The following is a 20,343-nucleotide window of genomic DNA, read 5'->3' on the forward strand; positions in this document are numbered from 1 at the left end:
CAATTAGTACAACAAGTAACGTACATGCGGATGCAAAACGGCTCGCAAAACTCTCGCCAGGATCGGCCGCGAAAGGTTTTGCGATATTGCAGCGGAGAGGTGTTGAGTTGCTTCTTGAAATGCCGGCGCAGCATCAGCGGTTTCGCCGAGTTCCACAAAGATTTAAGCCCGCTCAAGGTGACTGCGTGATCAGCAAAGCTACGCCAGGTTCATTTGTTGGCACGGATTTGCAGCAAGCCGCGCTGGCAGGGGCTGCAGATGTGTTTGCTGAAATTAAAACCACCGATCAGGTATTAGCGCTGCCGGTACATTAATTACTGCACCGGCTGGCCGGGCAGCAGTTTCTCAGACATTACACGGCGGCAGGATAAGCCATCCTGCCGCGCTTGCTGCTGTTGTTGCGGAGATAAATCCTGCCAAACCCTGTGCAGATGATCGGCCAGACCACGTTGGAAATGGATCTTCTGCAACGCGTAATCCGAATTGCTGCCTTCAATAATCTGCTGCATATCCTGCGACGTGTTACCGCGCCCATCGTGCGTCAGGGTGCAGAACATGGCGATGTAATAGCCTTTGTCCTCATCGCTGTAATGCGGCATCAGCCACCAGACAACCGCACTCATCACGATCAGCAACGGCAGGAGGAATTTGATTTTCAACATAAGGCGAGTCACCCGCTGGAGTGTAAAGCGCGCGATAGTAGCAGATTGCACGGGCGTGACCTATTCAGCATGCTTAAAGCGCCTGCGCACACGCCCAGGCCGAGCTCCATGCCCACTGGAAGTTATAGCCGCCCAACCAACCGGTGACATCCACCACTTCGCCGATAAAGAATAAGCCCGGCACATCGCGCGCTTCCATGGTTTTCGACGATAGCTGCGTGGTGTCGACGCCGCCCAGCGTTACTTCGGCAGTGCGGTAACCTTCGGTGCCGTTCGGCTGCACGCGCCATTGATGCAGCGTGCTGACCAGTTCGCCCTGCTGCTTGCTGTTCAGCTGCTTCAGCGTGACATCGGGAATCTGCTTCAGCTCCTGCAGCACTTCCACCAAACGTTTTGGCAGAATCTTCGCCAGGCTGTTTTTCAGGCTAAGATTGGGGTGCGCCTCGCGCTGCACATTAATGAAATCATCCAGCGAAGTAGCGGGTGACAAATCAATGGTGACGAATTCGCCCGGTTGCCAATAGCTGGAGATTTGCAGCACAGCAGGACCCGACAAGCCGCGATGGGTAAACAGCATCGCTTCTTTAAATAAGGTGCCGTCCTGCGCGGTGATCGTGGTCGGCAATGCTACGCCCGACAGCGTATTGAGCTGTTCAAGCAGCGGTTTATGCAAGGTGAAAGGCACCAATGCCGCGCGCGTTGGAAACACTTTCAGGCCGAACTGTTCCGCCACTTTGTAACCAAATGGCGTAGCGCCGAGGCCGGGCATCGAGAGTCCGCCGCTGGCAATGACCAGCTTCTCCGCCTGCACCGCCGTGCCGTTAAGCTGCAAAGTGTAGCCGCTGTCATCGCGCTCAACGCTCAGCACTTCACTGCGCAAGCGCAGCGTTACCTGCCCGGCATCACACTCTTTCAACAGCAGATCGACAATCTGCTGTGCGGAGTCATCGCAGAACAATTGCCCAAGCGTTTTTTCGTGCCAGGCAATGCCGTGCCGATTAACCAGATCGATGAAATCCCACTGGTTGTAACGTGCCAGCGCCGATTTACAGAAATGGGGATTGTGCGACAGATACGCCGCCGGCTCGGTATGCATGTTGGTGAAGTTGCAGCGACCGCCGCCTGACATCAAAATCTTGCGGCCCGCTTTTTTGCCGTTATCCAGCAGCAACACGCGACGACCCAATTGCCCTGCCTGCGCCGCACAGAACATGCCGGCTGCGCCTGCACCAATAATGATAACGTCAAACTTTTCCACTGCTTTACCCAACCTGTCCGAAAGGCGCTGATTGTAGAGATCTGCGGCTTTTAGCGCCAGCTTCAAAAAAACGCCGCAAATGTGTCATAATGTAACTCACTAATTTTTCGCTATTTTCAGCTAAATCTATACGCAGCATTACAATTTTAAGACAATAAAGAGCTATATTTTTCTTTCATATCGCGCACGTTGTCGCAGATAATGCGCCGCGTTCATGTCCTCCCAAAATGGCGTAACGTTTATGCTACATCTGTTTGCTGGTCTCGACCTCAGTACCAGCCTGTTACTGATTCTTGCTCTGCTGTTTGTATTGTTCTATGAAGCAATCAACGGTTTCCACGACACTGCTAACGCGGTCGCGACTGTCATTTATACGCGTGCGATGCGGGCGCAACTGGCAGTGGTTATGGCGGGTGTTTTCAATTTCCTGGGTGTTTTGCTTGGTGGATTGAGCGTGGCGTATGCCATCGTTCACATGCTTCCAACCGATTTACTGTTGAATGTCGGTTCGGCACACGGTCTTGCCATGGTGTTCTCCATGCTGCTGGCCGCGATTATCTGGAACCTTGGCACCTGGTATTTGGGTTTGCCGGCCTCCAGTTCTCACACCTTGATTGGCGCTATCATCGGTATTGGTCTCACCAACGCCCTGATGACCGGCACCTCGGTGGTTGATGCGCTCAACCTGCCGAAAGTCATCAACATCTTCATGTCCCTGATTCTTTCACCGATTGTGGGTCTGGTGATTGCAGGCGGTCTGATCTTTATCCTGCGTCGCTACTGGAGTGGAACCAAGAAACGTTCACGCATCCACATGACGCCCGCTGACCGTGAAAAGATTGATGGCAAGAAAAAACCACCGTTCTGGACGCGCATTGCCCTGATCGTTTCGGCGATTGGCGTGAGCTACTCCCACGGCGCAAATGATGGTCAGAAAGGCATTGGCCTGATTATGCTGGTGCTGATCGGCGTAGCGCCGGCGGGTTTTGTGGTTAACCTGAATGCGTCCGGTTATGACATCACTCGCACGCGTGACGCAGTAAACCATCTGGAACAGTATTATCAGCAACACAACGAGTCGCTGACGCACATGGTGCAGATGGCGCCGCCTGTGGTACCCACGCCAGATGAGTCGCTTGGCGGTCCGCAGGAGTTCCATTGCGATAGCAGCCGTGCGTTGCAGGCCATCGATCGCGCTCAGCTGCTGCTGAACAATCTGCAGAGCTACGATCAGCTGAATGTTGACCAACGTAGCCAGATGCGTCGTCTGCTGCTGTGCGTGTCCGATACCGTGGATAAAGTGGCCAAGCTGCCTGAGACCAGCGCGGAAGATAAGCGCTTCCTCAACAAGCTGAAAAGCGATTTGCTCGGCACCGTTGAGTACGCACCGATCTGGATTATTGTGGCTGTCGCGCTGGCGCTGGGCATCGGTACCATGATTGGCTGGCGTCGTGTTGCCACCACGATTGGTGAGAAAATCGGTAAAAAAGGCATGACCTATGCGCAAGGTATGTCGGCGCAGGTGACAGCCGCCGTCTCGATTGGCGTGGCCAGCTACACCGGTATGCCCGTTTCAACCACCCACATTCTGTCGTCGTCGGTAGCCGGTACGATGCTGGTCGATGGCGGTGGATTGCAGAGCCGCACCATCAAAAATATCGCTATGGCGTGGGTATTCACCCTGCCAGTGTGTATTTTGCTGTCGGGTTCGCTCTACTGGATTGCATTGAAGTTAATTTGATGGATACCCTAAATAATTCGAATTGCAGGAAGGCAGCAAGTGGGTGAATCCCCAAGAGCTTACTGAAGTAAGTGACTGGGGTAAACACACGCAGCTAACGCAGCGGCAACTCGAAGTATGACGGGTATCAGGGCGACAGTGATGTCGCCCTTTTTTATTGCCGTTACTTATTGCCAGATCGCCATCGCAATCAGGCTGACCACCACCAGGAAGCAGAGCCCGCTGGTCAGCACAAACTGCCCGCGCACGCGCTCACAGCGGCGAATGAATTCGTCGTCATGATGATCGTGATAGCGCTTCTCCCAGATATAACGCACCAGCCGCACCTGTTTGCTCGGCTGACCATGAGAGGTGAAGAAACCTGCGCCATCCACATATTGATATAACAGCGGATCGCAACCGCGCAAAACGGCCAATAGTGAGCGCAAAGAAGAGAAGTAGCGCGCCATATTCACCAGACAAACCACACACAGAGCCCAAAAAAGCGCGATAGTGCTGATCATGTTCCCCTCCCGGCTGGAGCCGTAACGACGTCGAACGCAGCGGGGAATTGCTGTAGACGCCGCACGGGAAATAAACCAGCCACTGAATGATTTCGATTGCATTGTTGTTATGCGAACCTGAGTGCACAACGCATACGGCAGTGGCACTTAATTTCAGTGTAGGAGATCTGTTCAATTTTTTTCCAGCGATGATTTTCGTTCAGGGCGAGTGAAAAAGCCGATAACGCTTGATCTTACTCACAAGCGAACTTTCGCTTGCAGCATTTGTTAACCACTCTGGGCTATACTCAGGGCATAACAAAAATCGCCTGCAAGGCTGAAATAGTTGGTTGGTGGCGCTTCATGGCCGTCTCGCGCAAAGGAATCGCCTACCGTGAAAGCAGGAAGATTTCCCCGAATCTTGAGAAAGGAGTTTTATCATGGCTTATAAACACATCCTGATTGCAGTAGACCTTTCCCCGGAAAGCCAGTTGTTGGTTGATAAAGCCGTTTCCCTGGCCCGTCCTTACGATGCGAAAATCTCGCTGATCCACGTTGATGTAAACTATTCCGATCTCTACACCGGGTTGATTGACGTCAATCTGGGTGACATGCAAAAGCGTATTTCTGAAGAGACGCACACCGCGCTGAAAGAACTTTCTATCAATGCCGGTTATCCGATCAGTGAAACCCTGAGCGGCAGCGGCGATCTTGGCCAGGTGCTGGTGGATGCGATTAAGAAATATGATGTGGACTTGGTGGTGTGTGGTCACCATCAGGACTTCTGGAGCAAGCTGATGTCATCGGCGCGCCAGTTGATTAACACCGTGCATATCGACATGTTGATTGTGCCGCTGCGCGATGAAGACGAAGAATAAACCGTAGGGTCGGCATTCATGCCGACCTTTTTCAATACCGCACGATTTACACCAGCGGCGGATAAATATCAAAACGATGGCTTTTAGTCACCACCGCATCCTGCGTCACCACGCCGGCTAACGGCGGCGCATAATCGGGACGCTTCACGACAATGCGTTTCTTCGCCAGGCGGCGCGCCGGTTCCAGCAGCGCATCGGCATCGTCATCTGCACCTACCAGCGACTGAAACACCCGCATCTCTTTCTTTACCATTGCGCTCTTCTGCCGATGTGGATACATCGGATCGAGATAGACCACATCCGGCGCGGGCGTGATATCGCTCAGGGCTTGCTGGCTGACGGCGTGCAGCAATGTAAGACGATCGCGCAGCCAGCCGCCAATTTCCGCATCCTGATAGCCACGACGCAACCCATCGTCCAGCAAGGCCGCCACCACCGGATGGCGCTCCAGCATACGCACGCGACAGCCCAGCGCCGCCAACACAAAGGCATCGCGCCCTAAACCGGCCGTCGCATCGATCACGTCTGGCAGATAACCACTTTTGATGCCCACCGCTTTCGCCACCGCTTCGCCGCGACCACCGCCAAACTTACGCCGATGTGCCATCGCGCCCGAAACGAAATCCACAAAGATGCCGCCGAGTTTCGGCTCATCCCGCTTACGCAGCTCAAGGTGTTCAGCGGTTAACACCAGCGCCATTATCGCCTGGTCGTCCTGCTGCAAACCCCAGCGCTCGGCCAAATGTAATAAGGCGCCGTCTCCGGCGCCTGTTTCATCGATTAAACCAATTTTCACAAGCCGGCTTATCCCTGAATTCCGTAGTGTTCCAGCATCGCATCAAGCTGCGGCTCGCGGCCACGGAAGCGTTTGAACAGCTCCATGGGTTCTTCGGAGCCACCGCGCGTCAGGATGTTGTCGAGGAACGACTGGCCCGTTTGACGGTTAAAAATGCCCTCTTCTTCGAAGCGAGAATAGGCATCGGCAGCCAGCACGTCGGCCCACAGATAGCTGTAGTAACCTGCCGCATAACCGCCGGCAAAGACATGGCTGAATGCGTGCGGGAAGCGGCCCCATTCCGGGCTTGGCACTACGGCAACCTGCTTCTTCACTTCACGTAGGGTTTCAAGGATGCGTGCGCCTTGTGCCGGATCGAACTCGGTGTGCAGACGGAAATCGAACAGGCCGAATTCCAGCTGGCGCAGGATAAAGAGCGCAGCCTGATAGTTCTTCGCCGCCAGCATTTTATCCAGCAGTTCCTTCGGCAGCGGTTCGCCGGTTTCGTAATGGCCGGAGATAAACGCCAGCGCTTCCGGCTCCCAGCACCAGTTTTCCATAAACTGGCTTGGCAGCTCAACGGCATCCCACGGCACACCGCTGATACCGGACACGCCCGGCGTTTCAATGCGCGTCAGCATATGATGCAGACCGTGACCAAATTCGTGGAACAGCGTGATCACTTCATCGTGCGTGAACAGCGCCGGTTTGCCCTGCAGCGGACGGTTAAAGTTACAGGTGAGATACGCCACCGGCTTCTGCAGGCTGCCGTCAGCTTTGCGCATCTGACCGACACAATCGTCCATCCACGCGCCGCCACGCTTATGCTCGCGGGCATAGAGGTCAAGATAGAAGCTGCCACGCAGTTCGCCGCTTTCGTCGAACAGATCGAAGAAGCGCACATCAGGATGATACACATCCACGTCTTTACGCTCTTTCGCGGTGATGCCGTAAATGCGTTTCACCACCTCGAACAAGCCGCTTACCGCGCGCGCTTCCGGGAAGTACGGACGCAACTGCTCATCGCTGATGGTGTAGAGATGCTGTTTCTGTTTCTCGCCGTAATACGTGAGATCCCACGGATTCATCTCGTCGACGCCATGCTCTTTTTTGGCGAAGGCGCGCAGCTGAGCCAGCTCTTTTTCACCCTGCGGACGGGCGCGTTTAGCCAGATCGGTCAGGAACTCGATCACCTGAGATGGGCTTTCCGCCATTTTGGTGGCCAGCGATTTGTCGGCGTAGGAGTCGAAGCCCAGCAGTTGAGCCAGTTCATGACGCAGCGCCAACTCTTCCGCCATAATCGGGCCGTTATCCCATTTGCCGGCATTCGGTCCCTGCTCAGACGCACGCGTCGAATAAGCACGGTACAGCTCTTCACGCAGTGCGGCGTTGTCACAGTAGGTCATCACCGGCAGATAGCTCGGGATATCCAGCGTCAGCAGCCAGCCTTGTTGCTCTTTCGCTTCGGCCTGCGCTTTCGCGGCGGCCAGTGCGCTTTCCGGCATGCCCGCCAACTCGGCTTCATCGGTCACCAGCTTGCTCCAGCCCATGGTAGCGTCGAGCACGTTATTGCTGTAAGTGGAACCCAGTTCAGATAAGCGTGCAGCGATTTCGCCATAACGCTTCTGTTTTTCTTTATCCAGGCCGATACCGGACAGCTCGAAATCACGCAGGCTGTTATCGACCGCTTTCTTCTGCGCCGTATCCAGTGCCGCGTAGCTATCGCCCTCTTTCAGGTTACGATACGCCTGATACAAACCTTCATGCTGGCCAACCCAGGTGCTGTATTCGGACAGCAGCGGCAACGTTTGCTCGTAAGCTTCACGGAGTTCCGGGCTGTTTTTTACCGAGTTAAGATGGCTAACCGGCGAGAACAACCGACCTAAACGATCGTCAACTTCAGCCAGCGGCTGCACCAGGTTTTCCCAGGTATAAGGCGCGCCTTGCGCCACAACGCGTTCCACCGCTGCGCGGCAGTCGTTCAGCGCCTCGGTAACCGCAGGAACCACATGTTCAGGTTTGATGGCAGAAAACGGGGGAAGCGAAAAAGGCGTGAGTAACGGATTGGTCATAAGCGCAGTCCTTTCATGATGAAGTTGGGGCGCGAACTCTCGCGCGACGCAATTTTACTAACATGCGGCTTGATAGCATGAAAATCAATGCCACCTGAGGGAATGATTGCCAGGCTGGGGTGAAGGAAGAGGATTTTGTAAGGAGCGCATTCATGCGCACCGGGCTAAAGATTATTTAATTGCCAGTTGATAGTGAATCACATCGTAGGGCGCCACCCACTGCGGTAGCGGTTCGCGTTCGAAGCTATCTTTCGCCAGCGCCCAGCCTTCCACGGCGCCCCCTTTCCCGGTGAGCGACATGCCGTCATGCAGCAGCGGCGGCAAACTGTCCTCAAACTGCACGTTGTCATCCGTAAAATCGTTAATCACTTTGGCGTCGGCGCGGGAGGCAGTGAGCGAACCGCATCACCAAAAGTCTGTAACATCGCATCGTCGGATGTAGCCGATGCCAGTGCAGGGAATAGCGCCACAGTAATTAAAAGCATCTGTGTCAGATGACGCAATGTCATCACAACCTCGCGTTAGTCGATAAGAATACAAAAGGCTTCATCCCTATTCGTTAAATAGAGATGAAGCCCTTCCACAGCGCGAAAATTCGCGCTGTTACATCGCAAGTTTTGTAATAAATACCTGAATTAACCGGCCTGACGAATAATAAGCTGCGACAGACGAGTCTTAATGCGGAAGCACAATTCACGAATCTGGAACTGATAGCGCGGCATCACTAAATCGTTAATATCCGCGCCAATTGAATCTTTAATTTGCAGGTATTTGTTGGTCTGCGCGCCGATTTTCTGGAATTCGGCTTGATAGCTATCATAAGACGCCTGGCTGTAAAGACGCATCGCATCGAGCTCTTTGCGGCACTGCTGGATATTGCTGGTACGGTCGTCACTCAGGGAAGCCTCCGCTGGCTGAGCCGGCGCGGAAGCCACAAATGGCGTACCTTGCTGCTCTGACACATTATGTGCAGCGGATTGTTCTTCCGCAGTTGGCGGCGTGACTAAGCTATGAACGGGTTGTTGTTTCGCGCAGCCGGTCAGTACCAATAAGCTTGCCACCGCGACACCAGTTATTTTATTCATTATTTTCACCAGGAGTTATAAGAGATATTTTCAGCCCAAAATTATACGGCCTTAACCGGAAAGTTTCCTGCCAAAAACGCCTGGCATTTCGCTCGCGACCGCTTCGTTCTCGCGAATTAACTTACTTAATCCTTAGTAAAATTTCGAGCGTCGCTTGAATACATCGTCGAATTTTCCCTGCCGAAACCTGTCGCACCCTGCTAAAGCGGCCCTATAACGGAAAACTTAAGTCACCAACGAAACGTCAGCAATTTTTATGCAGCGCGGCTATAATCGCGCCACACACGATGTTTTAACTCCCTTTGATCCAACCGCGGACCCCTCTTTTTTATGCTGAGTTATCGCCACAGTTTTCATGCCGGCAACCATGCCGACGTGCTGAAACACACCGTTGAAAGCCTGATCCTCACCGCCCTGATGGAGAAGGAAAAACCTTTCCTCTATCTGGATACCCACGCCGGTGCCGGACGTTACCTGCTGAGCGGAGAGCACGCCGAGCGTACCGGTGAATATCTGGAAGGCATCGGCCGCATCTGGCAGCAGCCGGATGTGCCGGAGTTGCTCAAGCCGTATCTCTCGGCGGTGCGTAATCTCAATCCGCACGGCACGTTGAAGTATTATCCCGGTTCGCCGTTGATTGCCCGCTTCCTGCTGCGTGAAGAGGACAAAATGGAGCTGACCGAACTGCACTCCAGCGATTATCCGCTGCTGCGCACCGAGTTCAGTAAAGATGCCCGCGCGCGCGTGGCGCGGGGTGATGGCTATCAGCAGCTGAAAGCCAAGCTGCCGCCGCTGAGCCGTCGCGGTCTGATTCTGATCGATCCCCCGTATGAGATGAAAAGCGATTATCAGGATGTGGTGAAAGGCATTCAGGAAGGTCACAAACGTTTCGCCACCGGCGTTTTTGCGCTGTGGTATCCGGTGGTGATGCGTCAGCAGATTAAACACATGGTTAAAGATCTGCAGGCCACCAACATCCGTAACATTCTGCAAATTGAGCTGGCGGTGCGCCCGGACAGCGATCAGCGCGGCATGACGGCCTCCGGCATGATCGTGATTAACCCGCCGTGGAAGCTGAAAGCGCAGATGGAAGAGCTGCTGCCGTGGCTGCATCAGAAGCTGGTGCCAGCAGGAACCGGCCACTTTAGCGTCACGCAGATCGTTCCCGAGTAAGCTCGCCTTAACGCGCCGCCAGCCCAATAGGACAATTATCATGTGGATCATTCTGGCTGGCGCGCTCGCTGCACTGTCGCCTGCCAAACGTTTTTTCGGTACTGCTGCTCACGCTGGCCACTATTCTTGGGCTGTTCCAGGATGTGCTGGATTGGCCGGCAATGGTGCTGCTCGGCGCGATTGCCATCATCACCTGGATTCGCGTGGAAAATAACGCGCGCTGGATCCAGCGGGTGAGTGAAGCCGCACTCGTCGCCATCGCTATTGGCCTGTTTGTGCATTTTTTTCCTGGTTTCAAAAATCCGCGCCAGGTGGAAGATGTGCAAGCCGGACCGCTCAGCCTGCCCTTTAGCTTCTCGTACAATTTCGATAAAGCGCTGATTCCGTTTGTGTTGCTCATCTGCTTGCCGCAGCTGTTCCGCACCCCATCCGCGCCGCCGCGTTACAAAATCTTATGGCTGGCGCTGCTGGCGGCAATTCCGCTGCTGCTCTATGTCGCGGTGCAGTTGGGTGGCCTGGCCGTTGAACCCCATTGGCCGGAATGGTTGGGCAGTTTTATGCTGGCAAACCTGTTCTTCGTGTCACTGGCGGAAGAGGCATTCTTTCGTGGATATCTGCAACAGCGTCTGCGCCAACACATCGGTGCCGTCGCGGCATTGTTGCTGACGTCGCTGCTGTTCGGCCTGGCGCACTTCCCCGGCGGACCGTTGCTGATGATCTTCGCGACCCTGGCCGGATTGATTTACGGCCTGGCGTGGCAGTGGAGCGGACGCCTGTGGGTCGCCACCGGCTTCCATTTCCTGTTCAACATGACGCATCTGCTGTTTTTCACCTATCCGGCGTTACAGCATTAAACCTCGAACACCGCAAAATCATGTGCCAGCTCGGTCGCCGCAAACACCGACTGGCACTCCGCCAGCAGTCTCTCCCGATCCTTTGATAAATAGCGCGAGCTGAAATGCGTGGCAATCATGCGCTTCGCACCCGACTGTTTGGCCACTTCGGCGGCCTGAAGCGTGGTTGAATGGCCGCGCCCATTGGCTTTCTCCTGCAGCGCCGCTTCCAGCGTAGTTTCGTGCACCATCACATCGGCATTAGCAGCCAGTTGCAGCGCCACCTCGGTTGGCGCGGTATCGCCAAAAATCGCCAGCACCTTGCCTTTAGTTGCCGGACCAAGATAATCCGCGCCGTTAATCTCACGGCCGTCTTCCAACTGGATGCGCTTGCCCGCTTTTAAATCCTGATACCACGGCCCGCGCGGTACGCCTGCGGCTTTGAGGCGCGGCGCATCAAGGAAGCCCGGTTTATCGTGCTGCTCAATGCGATAGCCGTAGCACTCAATCACATGATTCATTGGCCAGGCCGTCACACGCACTTCGCCGTCATCCAGCACCAAACCGGCTTCGATCTCGACAATCTCCAGCGGATAAGAGGTGTACGAGCCACTTAAACTGAGCGCCGTCTCAATAAACTGCCGAATGCCTTTTGGGCCGTAAACTGTCATTGGTTCGGGAATGCCCGCCATCGATCGACTGGTGAGCAATCCGGGCAGCCCAAAAATATGGTCACCGTGCAGATGAGTGATGAAGATTTTTTCCAGCTTGCCCGGCTTCAGCGCGGAGCGCATGTATTGATGCTGCGTCGCCTCACCGCAGTCAAACAGCCAGGTATCGCCCCGTTTCGACAGCGTTAGCGCTATCGCAGTGACGTTACGTTGCAAGCTGGGCGCACCGCCGCCGGTGCCGAGAAATGTCAGTTGCATAATATTCTTCCCTGTAAGCGGAACCTGAATTTGACCCTATCATAAACATAGGCGCAAACTTTGCGCGTCTCGCTATCGTAGCGTTAAACTCTATGCCAATTTTCTTCCAACAGATGGACATAACGGATGACCAGACATTTTGACTACCTCGCCATCGGCGGCGGCAGCGGCGGTATCGCCTCAATTAACCGTGCCGCGATGCACGGCCAGAAGTGCGCGCTGATTGAAGCCAAAGAGCTGGGCGGCACCTGCGTCAACGTCGGCTGCGTACCAAAGAAAGTGATGTGGCATGCGGCGCAAATCGCTGAAGCCATTCATCTTTATGGACCAGATTATGGCTTCGACACGACGGTAAACCGTTTTGACTGGTCAATTCTGGTGAAAAACCGTAGCGCCTACATCGACCGTATTCACAGCTCTTACGATAACGTGCTGGGTAAAAACAAGGTTGAAGTGATCAAAGGTTTCGCGCGCTTTATTGATGCCAACACCGTTGAAGTTAACGGTGAAACCCTCACCGCCGATCATATCCTGATCGCCACGGGCGGACGCCCAAGCCATCCACAGGTGCCGGGCGCGGAATACGGTATCGACTCTGACGGTTTCTTCGAGCTCGATGCGCTACCAAAACGTGTGGCGGTCGTGGGCGCGGGTTATATCGCAGTAGAACTGGCGGGCGTGGTGAATGCGCTGGGCGCAGAAACGCACCTGTTCGTGCGTAAACATGCGCCGCTGCGCAGCTTCGATCCGCTGATCGTCGATACGCTGGTAGAAGTGATGCAGGCGGAAGGTCCAACGCTACATACTGAGTCGACGCCGAAGGCCGTGATCAAAAATGCCGACGGTAGCCTCACGCTGCAACTGGAAAGCGGCCACGAGCAAACCGTGGATTGCCTGGTGTGGGCGATTGGCCGTGAGCCAGCGACCGATAACCTCAATCTGGCGGCAACCGGTGTCGCGCTGAACGACAAAGGCTACATCAACGTCGATAAGTTCCAGAACACCAATGTGAAAGGCATTTATGCGGTAGGCGATAACACTGGCGCGGTTGAGCTGACGCCGGTGGCGGTTGCCGCAGGTCGTCGTCTCTCCGAGCGTCTGTTTAACAACAAACCAGACGAGCATCTGGATTTCAGCAACGTACCGACCGTGGTGTTTAGTCATCCGCCGATTGGCACCGTTGGCCTGAGCGAACCGCAGGCGCGCGAGCAGTACGGCGACGATCAGGTCAAAGTGTACACATCTTCTTTCACCGCGATGTATACCGCCGTCACCCAGCATCGCCAGCCGTGCCGCATGAAGCTGGTGTGCGTCGGTTCGGATGAGAAGATTGTCGGCATCCACGGTATCGGCAACGGTATGGATGAAATGCTGCAAGGCTTCGCGGTGGCGCTAAAAATGGGCGCCACCAAAAAAGACTTCGATAATACCGTGGCAATTCACCCAACGGCGGCAGAAGAGTTTGTGACGATGCGTTAATATTCGATTTATTTAAGTCAGGTAGTTATGTCTAATAAACCATCAGGATAATGAAACATCCTGATGGTTTATTAAATTTTAATCCGATGCATTTTCAAGATTCAGTCTTAATCGTCTTCACTCTCTTTCTCAAGCTTATCGGGTTTAATCAGTGATTTCTTTTCAGCAGAAGCCAACCTACGCTCAACTTTTTTGACATCTTCAGCAGCCGGTAAGCTTTCTGGTTTAATGCCGCGATTAAGTAATGTTTCTCTTACCGCTTCGTTGTTATTAACGTGCTCACCCGATATTTGCTGCTCACTTTGCATCTGTAGCGTTCTGGCGTTATGAATAGTAATTTCTGTTGCGAAATCCTTAGCCTTTAAAATAATGGTTGGCGCGAAATCAGCTAAAGGGCGACTTTCTGGCACATTCCACTGCGCTTTCATAGCTTGTGTGCTTCGGTTGAACAGTGCTAAATCGCCTTTACTTCGGATCAGGGCAAAATTCTGGCTCCCACCCGTTTGTTCGTAAATAACATTCGAAAGTTCTTTTTCTGTTCCGCTGAGCTTTTTCCTCGCCTGGACTCGCTCAGTTTCCAACAGCCTAAGTTCTATCAGTTCCGCTTTACGGGTCTGCATGGCGAAGTAAGTCTGGGCGAATGCAATCTCCTGCTTTCTGGGATCGCCGTTTTGAGCAATCAGATAACATGCGTAACGCGTAAGCATGACATCATCAATCTCGCGCTGCCCCCCTTTGCCAAGTTCGATCATTTTCCCGACGTCGGCAAAATGATCCAGCACCTCATGACCCGAAATCTCGCAAGCCGTTTTGGCTTTCAAAATAACGCTTTGAAAGTTATCCCATTTGCTATATCCCAGCAGATGTTGCAAGTTTCGACCCTGCCAGAACTCCACGCCATTATCCGTTTGCTGAGAGCAACCTTCAAAAGCATTGGTTAGCATCTGAATGTGACTGTTTTCCATCGGTTCCCCCTTTAACTCATGTCCGCATCTCACTCAGCGGATCAAACTGCACAGCCTAAGTTTAGATCGGTAGCAGTTCTGTCTTGTTTATTCACTACTCAATATTCTATGCACAGGATAAGATTTATTTCTTTGGGGGCGCTGAGTATTCGGTCGCCATTAATGGCGACAGTACAACGTTTTTGTAGGGTGCGCATTCATGCGCACCGCAAACTTAATGGCATTGCCAATTGATATATTTTTCGGGGAGAACGGTGTGAATTCAGGTGTTAATCACTCATGAATATCATCAACATCATTATGTCCGCCGGCAAAGCCTCGGTGGACGTAGCGCTCTACACGTTGATTCCGATTATGGTCGTGATGTTATTCATCATGAAATATCTGGAAGTTAAAGGGCTGTTAGATTTTGTCGTCCGTCATGCCACGCCGTTATTAAAACCCTTTGGCATTACCGGGCTGGCCTTTTTTGCCATGATTCAGCTTAATTTCGTCAGCTTTGCGGCACCGCTGGCGGCGTTGGCAATCATGGAAAAGCGCGGCACCTCTGATCGTCATATGGCCGCCACGTTGGCGATGTTATTTGCCATGGGCCAGGCCAGCACCTTTTATCCACTGATTCCGGCGGGATTACACTGGAGCACAGCACTGATTATTTCGGTTTTTGGCGGTGTGTTAGCGGCAGCGGCGACGTATCACCTGTTTGGCCGCAACCTTTCCGATGCCGCGCTGCTTAATGAAGATGACGCTGTGACCACCAATGAAAATAAAATGGGCCTGATTGGCATCATTAATAGCGCCGGCTCCGATGCGATTCGGCTGGCGCTGGGTTCGCTGCCAATGTTGATTATTTCGTTGTCGGTGGTGGGTATTCTAAAAGAAGCGGGCGGCATTGAAATACTGACGCGTCTGGTGTCACCACTGCTGGATAAGCTGAATATTGCCGAAGTCTATATCCTGCCGGCGCTAACCAAATGTCTGGCCGGCGGCACTGCTTATTACGGCGTGGTGGCGGGATTGGTGGAGAAAGGCTTGTACAGCGCGCATAACATTAACGCCTCGGCGGGTTTACTGATTCAGACCTTCGACCTGCCCGGCATCGGTATTTACCTTGGTCTGTCGAGCCGATTCCCGCGCCTGTTCCGCTTCGCCGTGCCTGGCATTCTGCTCGGTATCGCGCTGCGCGCGACAGTACACGCAATACTATTCTGACGTGTCATGGCGCTGAATATCCTCTTCAGCGCCGTATCAAATCACCACACCTTCCATAGCGGCGCGATTTATCGCGCAATGAATTGCGCCGCTACAATGTGTGCGCCATTCATGGCGACACTCCACCTGTCAGAGTAGGATGCGCATTCATGCGCCGTATCAAATCACCGCACCTTCCATAGCGGCGCGATTTATCGCGCAATGAATTGCGCCGCTACAATGTGTGCGCCATTCATGGCGACACCTGTCAGAGTAGGATGCGCATTCATGCGCAACGGGCAAAATGCATGATGGCTGAGTTTGAGCAGCTATCTGCAGATTCCGTCTAACATCCTAAGCGATTACACGTCCGCGCCAAATGCCACGTCACGCTGCCCGCGCAGCTCCGCCAGACGGCTTTCCAGCGCCGTTTCAATGTTCTGATACGCCGTACTCCCGAGCGCCAGTCGCAGCGGCATGCGGGCTTGATCGAGTGTCGCAATCATCGCCGTCACGCATTTACCGGCGTCACCGGCGATGGTGAAATCGCCGGATAAAATCGCGCGTCGCAACTGCCCGGACGCGTTATCACGGTAGACATCGAGCGCCGTTGCCACATCCAATCCTGCTCCGAAGTTGGTCGCCGTTGGGCCGGGTTCTACCAGCAGAAAATTAATGCCGAAGCTCGCCACTTCCTGGCGCACCGCTTCGACAAACCCTTCAATCCCCCATTTGCTGGCGTGATACAGGCTGAAATTGGGATAGGCCACCTGCCCGCCTTCTGAAGAGATCTGCGCGATGCGTCCACCGCCCTGTTGGCGCAAGAAAGGAATCACCGCGCGAATCAGCTGGATGGAACCGGTGAGATTGGTGGCGATCTGGCGGTCGATCTGCGCATCGCTCAACTCTTCCGCCGCGCCGAACAGACCATAAGCCGCATTGCTTACCACCACATCGATACGATCGACAGCAGCAAAGGCCCGCTGCATCGTGGGCGCGATGCTGGCCGTTTGCGCCAAATCCAAAGCGATAACCCGCAGCTGTTCGCCATAGGTTTGCTGCAGATCGGCCATCGCCTGTTCACGCCGCACGCAGGCCAGCACGCGATCGCCGCGCGCCAGTAAACGTTCACTCATCAAACGACCCAGCCCGCTGCTGGCGCCGGTAATTAACCAGGTTTTCATGTTGTGATCCTCTTCTTGAAAACCTGATAGTAGAACGCTTTACTGGTGGCGATAATCCACTTAATCGCGCATGACCCGGTGAGGAAAAACCACCAATGAGAAGGCCTTCCTGGCACGAACTGCAGGCTATCAAAGCCTTGAGCGAGCAGCGCAGCTTTCGCCGTGCCGCCGAAATGCTCGGCTTGAAGCGCTCATCGCTCAGCCACCTGGTGAAAACGCTAGAGCACAATCTTGGCGTGCAACTGTTTCAACGTACTACGCGCAGCGTGTCGCTCACCGATGCCGGACAGCAACTGCTGGATCGGCTCTCGCCGCTGCTGAATCAGATGGATGATGTGCTGCACGACATCTCCGCCAGTCGCCATCAGCATTACGGCACGCTGCGTATCAGCGCCAGCGATGCTTCGATCGGCTTGCTGCTGGAAAAAGTGGTGGCGGATTTCAGCGCGCGCTATCCCGACATCCAGCTCGATTTCGCCGCGCAAGGCACGTTAGTGGACATCATCGCCGCCGGTTTCGATGCCGGTATTCGGCTGATTGAGGATGTGCCGCAGGATATGGTGGCGGTTCCGCTCGGCGGTCCGCTGACATTTGTGACCGTAGCCGCGCCCGCTTATCTGGCAAGAAGCACGCCAATTTCTCATCCACACGATCTTTTGCAGCAGCAGTGCATTCGCCAGCGTTTGCCGAGCGGTAAACGGTATCAGTGGGAATATGCGCAGGCGGGAGAAAAGCATGAGATTGATGTGCCAGGCTCGCTGACTTTAGATAGCAACGCGCTGATGGCGCAAGCCGCTCGCGCCGGTCTGGGTATTGCGTATGTGCCGTCGCTGTATGTGGAGAAGGAAATGCGCAGCGGCCAGCTGGTGGAACTGCTGGCCGATTGGCGGGTGCAATCGGCGGGGATTGCGTTATGGTTCCCGCCCAACCGACATCAGTCGATGGCGCTGCGGCTGTTTATTGATGCGCTGAAAGTCAGCCTGCCGCGCCCAGCGTGATTCAGGCCGTGCGCTGCGGGGCTTTATGCACCGTGGTATAAATCAACGCCGGTATTTTCCTGCTGACACGGCAGAAGCGGCGTTGATTCTGCCGTCCTTACCAGCGTAACCTGTCGCCACAAAACCTCATCAATAACACCATCGCAAAATGATTGTACGTCCTCATCAACACTGGTTTCTCCGGCTGTTTGACTGGCATGGATCGGTGCTCAGCAACATCGTGTTCCGCCTGTCCCTCAACCTGTTAATGTCGCTGATCGCCATCTTTGGCTATCCGTGGTACTCCACATTCGGCATTCACCTCACTACCGCACCCTTTAGCCTGGTGGGTGTGTCGATCGCCATCTTCCTCGGCTTTCGCAACAACGCCAGCTATGCGCGCTTTCTTGAAGCCCGCACGTTGTGGGGCAACCTGCACATCACCCTGCGCTCGCTGCTGCGACAAATCAAAAGCATTCGTGGCGTGAGTGAAGAGCAGGTGCGGGAATTTACCGGCTTGCTACTGGCGTTTAGCCTGTGCCTGAAACATCGCCTGCGTAAAACGGATATGCAGACCGATTTGCAGCGTTTGCTGCCCGCCAACTGGCATGGCGCGGTGCTAAATCATCCGCTGCCGACGTCACAGATTTTGTTGTGTTTAAGCGAATGGCTGGCGCAGCGCCGCGATGAAGGGTTGGTGTCGGATATTGTCTGGCAGAGCATTGATGAAAATCTTAATCAGCTGTCGGCCATTCTGGGCGGCTGCGATCGTATCGCCAGCACGCCGATTCCGTTCGTCTACAGCCTGATTTTGCATCGCACCGTGTATCTGTTCTGCACGCTACTGCCGTTCGCGCTGGTGGCGGATTTGCACCTGATGACGCCGCTGGTGTCGATGTTTATCTCATACACCTTTTTATCGCTGGAAGCGCTGGCGGAAGAGCTGGAGCATCCGTTTGGCACCGCGCCCAATCATCTGCCGCTGGATGCGCTATGCGTCAATATTGAACGTAATTTGAAAGCGATGAATGGCGATATGCCGCTGCCGGAACCGCTGCAGCCGGATGCCCATTTTAATTTGACGTGATTTACGTGGTCGCCATGAATGGCGTCATCACGGTCGGTGCGTCCATTGGGACGGTCGCCATAAATGGTGACCCTACAGAATCGGCGTAGGGTCGCCATTTATGGCGACCTGCTTTAACCCAAATTATCCAGCCAGCGCACATACGCCTGATCCCACAACGCGGCGGGCGAGCCCGCTTTGCCGAGACCAAAGCCGTGACCGCCGCTGCTTAGCTCAATCAGCTCAACCGGCACGCGCATGCGGCGACAGGTATCCCGCATCAGTTCGGTATTGTGGGGGTTCGAGGTGCGATCGTCTTCGGCCTGCGCGAGGAAGGTGGGCGGATATTGCCGCGTGACGTAGTTTTGCACCGACCAGTTGGCTTCCTGGGTGGGCGTGGCATTTTTTCCCACCATCATCAGATGCGTATTGGTGTGCTGGTAAGGCGCTTCCAGGGTGATCACCGGATAAATCAACCCGACGCTGTCAACGTTGGGTCTGATCTGATCAAGCGGATCCTGCGCTGGATAGGATGTGAAATCCGGACGCGCCGCCGCCATGCCGAGCAGATGTCCACCGGCGGAAAAGCCCAGGACATGCACTTTGCGCTCCATCGAGCGCACCAGACGAATCGCGCGTTGTGCATCTTGCAGCGGTGCCAGATTCCCCGCCTGCCACTTTTCACCCGGCAAACGGTAGCTGAGCACATACACGGTGTAGCCGTTGGCATTGAGCCAGCGCGCCACTGGCCAGGCTTCACGCCCCATACCAATAAAGCGATAGCCGCCGCCCGCTGCCACAATCACCGCTTCACCGTTGGGCTTCTCCGGACGGAAACGCTGAATAGCGGGAGAAACAATGTTGGTCCAGGAACCGTATTTGTTCACGTTAAGCAAACCTGAAGGGCCGCCGCCGCCCGGAGGATCGTCGGGCCACAGCGGAATGACGTCATCGCGGGCAAAGAGTTTGCCCGTGGTCATCGAGAGAACGGTTGCTCCGCTAGCCAACAAAAAGTGACGACGTGTAATCATCTTGCCCAGTGCCAGTATGCAAAAAATGCCAGCTGCAAAAGCTGAATCTCATTATGTGACGCGTGTCTGATTTCGACGTTGGCGATTATGTACGTAAATCGTACAAAAAAGCCATAAAAAAACGCGCCTGAAAAGGCGCGCGTTCTTTCGAATACCCTAAATAATTCGAGTGGCAGCAAGTATGACGGGTATTAATCCTGTTGCTGGAACTGCGTCATCACCGTTTGCTCGCACTGCGACTGATCTTTACGCAGTTTGCCGCGCTCATCCTCGCCCAGCTCCAGCCATGCGCTGATCACTTCCTGCGCGATTTCTTCGTTGAATTCAGGCTGCTGCATCGCCGATGAAGACTGGCTGGCCGCGAGTTGTGACTTCAGCTTTTCGGTGTAGCCATCCAAATCGCTGGTGCTCTTTTCGCTGCTCACTAGATGACACAGCTGGCTGGCATAGACATTCTCTTCCTGATTATTGTCACCGTCGGCAGCCAACGCTCCGGCCGAGAGAGACAGCCCAACGAGGGCGAGTAATAACGCTTTCATAATAGGCTCCAATAATTTCCAAT

The 20,343-nt window shown here is 54.4% G+C and carries 19 protein-coding genes and 2 pseudogenes; 9 read left to right on the plus strand and 12 right to left on the minus strand.

Annotated features, from left to right (window positions below; genetic code table 11):
* Nucleotides 1-135: 135 nt before the first annotated feature.
* Nucleotides 136-314: pseudogene (locus tag ACRQ84_RS14105) on the plus strand (cysteine hydrolase); the annotation flags it as partial.
* Here ACRQ84_RS14105 and ACRQ84_RS14110 read toward each other — a convergent pair.
* Both ACRQ84_RS14110 and ACRQ84_RS14115 read right to left on the minus strand, forming a co-directional pair.
* Nucleotides 315-662, minus strand: a complete 348-nt coding sequence (locus ACRQ84_RS14110) for a hypothetical protein (protein WP_483816385.1) — start codon at nt 660-662, stop codon at nt 315-317.
* Between the two features lie 73 nt (nt 663-735).
* Nucleotides 736-1,920 (minus strand): BaiN/RdsA family NAD(P)/FAD-dependent oxidoreductase, encoded by a 1,185-nt coding sequence (locus ACRQ84_RS14115; protein ID WP_483817930.1) that lies wholly within the window; start codon nt 1,918-1,920, stop codon nt 736-738.
* A 241-nt stretch (nt 1,921-2,161) separates the two neighbouring features.
* Between ACRQ84_RS14115 and pitA the strand changes: the two genes are divergently transcribed.
* Complete coding sequence (pitA, locus tag ACRQ84_RS14120) at nt 2,162-3,661, plus strand: inorganic phosphate transporter PitA (RefSeq protein WP_155726429.1); 1,500 nt, start codon at nt 2,162-2,164, stop codon at nt 3,659-3,661.
* A gap of 167 nt (nt 3,662-3,828) precedes the next feature.
* Here pitA and uspB read toward each other — a convergent pair whose 3' ends face one another.
* A complete protein-coding gene (gene uspB / locus ACRQ84_RS14125; RefSeq protein WP_008108136.1) occupies nt 3,829-4,164 on the minus strand; it encodes a universal stress protein UspB in 336 nt (111 codons plus the stop codon).
* A gap of 419 nt (nt 4,165-4,583) precedes the next feature.
* Between uspB and uspA the strand changes: the two genes are divergently transcribed.
* On the plus strand, nt 4,584-5,021 hold the full coding sequence (gene uspA, locus ACRQ84_RS14130; protein WP_007889892.1) for a universal stress protein UspA: 438 nt from the start codon (nt 4,584-4,586) through the stop codon (nt 5,019-5,021).
* Nucleotides 5,022-5,067: 46 nt separating this feature from the next.
* Here the strand turns inward: uspA and rsmJ are convergent, their stop codons facing one another.
* The 4 genes from rsmJ to ACRQ84_RS14150 all read right to left on the minus strand — a co-directional run bounded on the left by rsmJ (nt 5,068) and on the right by ACRQ84_RS14150 (nt 8,953).
* Nucleotides 5,068-5,817 (minus strand): 16S rRNA (guanine(1516)-N(2))-methyltransferase RsmJ, encoded by a 750-nt coding sequence (gene rsmJ, locus ACRQ84_RS14135; RefSeq protein WP_064741274.1) that lies wholly within the window; start codon nt 5,815-5,817, stop codon nt 5,068-5,070.
* Nucleotides 5,818-5,825: 8 nt separating this feature from the next.
* Complete coding sequence (prlC, locus tag ACRQ84_RS14140; RefSeq protein WP_064741275.1) at nt 5,826-7,868, minus strand: oligopeptidase A; 2,043 nt, start codon at nt 7,866-7,868, stop codon at nt 5,826-5,828.
* A 171-nt stretch (nt 7,869-8,039) separates the two neighbouring features.
* Nucleotides 8,040-8,237 carry a hypothetical protein gene (locus ACRQ84_RS14145; RefSeq protein WP_483816386.1) on the minus strand — a complete coding sequence of 66 codons (198 nt, stop codon included), beginning with the start codon at nt 8,235-8,237 and terminating at the stop codon, nt 8,040-8,042.
* 266 nt (nt 8,238-8,503) lie between these two features.
* On the minus strand, nt 8,504-8,953 hold the full coding sequence (locus tag ACRQ84_RS14150) for a hypothetical protein (RefSeq protein WP_483816387.1): 450 nt from the start codon (nt 8,951-8,953) through the stop codon (nt 8,504-8,506).
* Between the two features lie 330 nt (nt 8,954-9,283).
* Here ACRQ84_RS14150 and ACRQ84_RS14155 point away from each other — a divergent pair, with 330 nt between their 5' ends.
* Both ACRQ84_RS14155 and ACRQ84_RS14160 read left to right on the plus strand, forming a co-directional pair.
* Nucleotides 9,284-10,126, plus strand: a complete 843-nt coding sequence (locus ACRQ84_RS14155; RefSeq protein WP_064741278.1) for a 23S rRNA (adenine(2030)-N(6))-methyltransferase RlmJ — start codon at nt 9,284-9,286, stop codon at nt 10,124-10,126.
* Nucleotides 10,127-10,166: 40 nt separating this feature from the next.
* A pseudogene (locus ACRQ84_RS14160) lies at nt 10,167-10,980 on the plus strand (CPBP family intramembrane glutamic endopeptidase).
* Here the strand turns inward: ACRQ84_RS14160 and rnz are convergent.
* A complete protein-coding gene (rnz, locus tag ACRQ84_RS14165) occupies nt 10,977-11,888 on the minus strand; it encodes a ribonuclease Z (RefSeq protein ID WP_483816388.1) in 912 nt (303 codons plus the stop codon). The pseudogene ACRQ84_RS14160 and the gene rnz sit on opposite strands and share 4 nt — an antisense overlap.
* 126 nt (nt 11,889-12,014) lie before the next feature.
* On the opposite strand from rnz, the gene gorA reads away from it, so the two are divergent.
* Entirely contained in the window at nt 12,015-13,367 is a 1,353-nt protein-coding gene (gorA, locus tag ACRQ84_RS14170; protein ID WP_064741281.1) for a glutathione-disulfide reductase, read from the plus strand.
* Nucleotides 13,368-13,474: 107 nt separating this feature from the next.
* Here the strand turns inward: gorA and dinD are convergent, their stop codons facing one another.
* Nucleotides 13,475-14,332 (minus strand): DNA damage-inducible protein D, encoded by an 858-nt coding sequence (dinD, locus tag ACRQ84_RS14175; protein WP_483816389.1) that lies wholly within the window; start codon nt 14,330-14,332, stop codon nt 13,475-13,477.
* A gap of 279 nt (nt 14,333-14,611) precedes the next feature.
* Between dinD and ACRQ84_RS14180 the strand changes: the two genes are divergently transcribed.
* Nucleotides 14,612-15,544: a nucleoside recognition domain-containing protein gene (locus ACRQ84_RS14180; RefSeq protein ID WP_483816390.1), complete on the plus strand. Its 933-nt coding sequence runs from the start codon at nt 14,612-14,614 to the stop codon at nt 15,542-15,544.
* A gap of 341 nt (nt 15,545-15,885) precedes the next feature.
* Here the strand turns inward: ACRQ84_RS14180 and ACRQ84_RS14185 are convergent, their stop codons facing one another.
* Nucleotides 15,886-16,707 (minus strand): SDR family oxidoreductase, encoded by an 822-nt coding sequence (locus tag ACRQ84_RS14185; RefSeq protein ID WP_483816391.1) that lies wholly within the window; start codon nt 16,705-16,707, stop codon nt 15,886-15,888.
* A gap of 95 nt (nt 16,708-16,802) precedes the next feature.
* On the opposite strand from ACRQ84_RS14185, the gene ACRQ84_RS14190 reads away from it, so the two are divergent.
* Nucleotides 16,803-17,705 (plus strand): LysR family transcriptional regulator, encoded by a 903-nt coding sequence (locus ACRQ84_RS14190; RefSeq protein ID WP_483816392.1) that lies wholly within the window; start codon nt 16,803-16,805, stop codon nt 17,703-17,705.
* 148 nt (nt 17,706-17,853) lie between these two features.
* Nucleotides 17,854-18,771 (plus strand): bestrophin family protein, encoded by a 918-nt coding sequence (locus ACRQ84_RS14195; RefSeq protein WP_064741285.1) that lies wholly within the window; start codon nt 17,854-17,856, stop codon nt 18,769-18,771.
* Nucleotides 18,772-18,884: 113 nt separating this feature from the next.
* Here the strand turns inward: ACRQ84_RS14195 and ACRQ84_RS14200 are convergent, their stop codons facing one another.
* Together ACRQ84_RS14200 and ACRQ84_RS14205 are read right to left on the minus strand one after the other, a co-directional pair.
* Nucleotides 18,885-19,781, minus strand: a complete 897-nt coding sequence (locus ACRQ84_RS14200) for an alpha/beta hydrolase (RefSeq protein WP_483816393.1) — start codon at nt 19,779-19,781, stop codon at nt 18,885-18,887.
* A gap of 191 nt (nt 19,782-19,972) precedes the next feature.
* The gene (locus tag ACRQ84_RS14205) at nt 19,973-20,320 is read right to left on the minus strand and encodes a hypothetical protein (RefSeq protein ID WP_064741287.1); all 348 of its coding nucleotides are present in this window, start codon (nt 20,318-20,320) and stop codon (nt 19,973-19,975) included.
* Between the last annotated feature and the right edge of the window lie 23 nt (nt 20,321-20,343).

It is taken from the genome of Pantoea sp. E2023-21, assembly GCF_051302795.1.
GTDB lineage: Bacteria > Pseudomonadota > Gammaproteobacteria > Enterobacterales > Enterobacteriaceae > Pantoea > Pantoea ludwigii_A.

Bases quoted from the DNA above. Each gene is read 5' to 3' on its own strand.
- ACRQ84_RS14110 (WP_483816385.1), bottom strand. From the start codon at position 662: ATGTTGAAAATCAAATTCCTCCTGCCGTTGCTGATCGTGATGAGTGCG.
- pitA (WP_155726429.1), top strand. From the start codon at position 2,162: ATGCTACATCTGTTTGCTGGTCTCGACCTCAGTACCAGCCTGTTACTG.
- uspA (WP_007889892.1), top strand. From the start codon at position 4,584: ATGGCTTATAAACACATCCTGATTGCAGTAGACCTTTCCCCGGAAAGC.
- uspB (WP_008108136.1), bottom strand. From the start codon at position 4,164: ATGATCAGCACTATCGCGCTTTTTTGGGCTCTGTGTGTGGTTTGTCTG.
- rnz (WP_483816388.1), bottom strand. From the start codon at position 11,888: ATGCAACTGACATTTCTCGGCACCGGCGGCGGTGCGCCCAGCTTGCAA.
- ACRQ84_RS14185 (WP_483816391.1), bottom strand. From the start codon at position 16,707: ATGAAAACCTGGTTAATTACCGGCGCCAGCAGCGGGCTGGGTCGTTTG.
- gorA (WP_064741281.1), top strand. From the start codon at position 12,015: ATGACCAGACATTTTGACTACCTCGCCATCGGCGGCGGCAGCGGCGGT.
- ACRQ84_RS14155 (WP_064741278.1), top strand. From the start codon at position 9,284: ATGCTGAGTTATCGCCACAGTTTTCATGCCGGCAACCATGCCGACGTG.
- ACRQ84_RS14150 (WP_483816387.1), bottom strand. From the start codon at position 8,953: ATGAATAAAATAACTGGTGTCGCGGTGGCAAGCTTATTGGTACTGACC.
- ACRQ84_RS14200 (WP_483816393.1), bottom strand. From the start codon at position 19,781: ATGATTACACGTCGTCACTTTTTGTTGGCTAGCGGAGCAACCGTTCTC.
- ACRQ84_RS14190 (WP_483816392.1), top strand. From the start codon at position 16,803: ATGAGAAGGCCTTCCTGGCACGAACTGCAGGCTATCAAAGCCTTGAGC.
- ACRQ84_RS14195 (WP_064741285.1), top strand. From the start codon at position 17,854: ATGATTGTACGTCCTCATCAACACTGGTTTCTCCGGCTGTTTGACTGG.
- prlC (WP_064741275.1), bottom strand. From the start codon at position 7,868: ATGACCAATCCGTTACTCACGCCTTTTTCGCTTCCCCCGTTTTCTGCC.
- ACRQ84_RS14180 (WP_483816390.1), top strand. From the start codon at position 14,612: ATGAATATCATCAACATCATTATGTCCGCCGGCAAAGCCTCGGTGGAC.
- ACRQ84_RS14205 (WP_064741287.1), bottom strand. From the start codon at position 20,320: ATGAAAGCGTTATTACTCGCCCTCGTTGGGCTGTCTCTCTCGGCCGGA.
- dinD (WP_483816389.1), bottom strand. From the start codon at position 14,332: ATGGAAAACAGTCACATTCAGATGCTAACCAATGCTTTTGAAGGTTGC.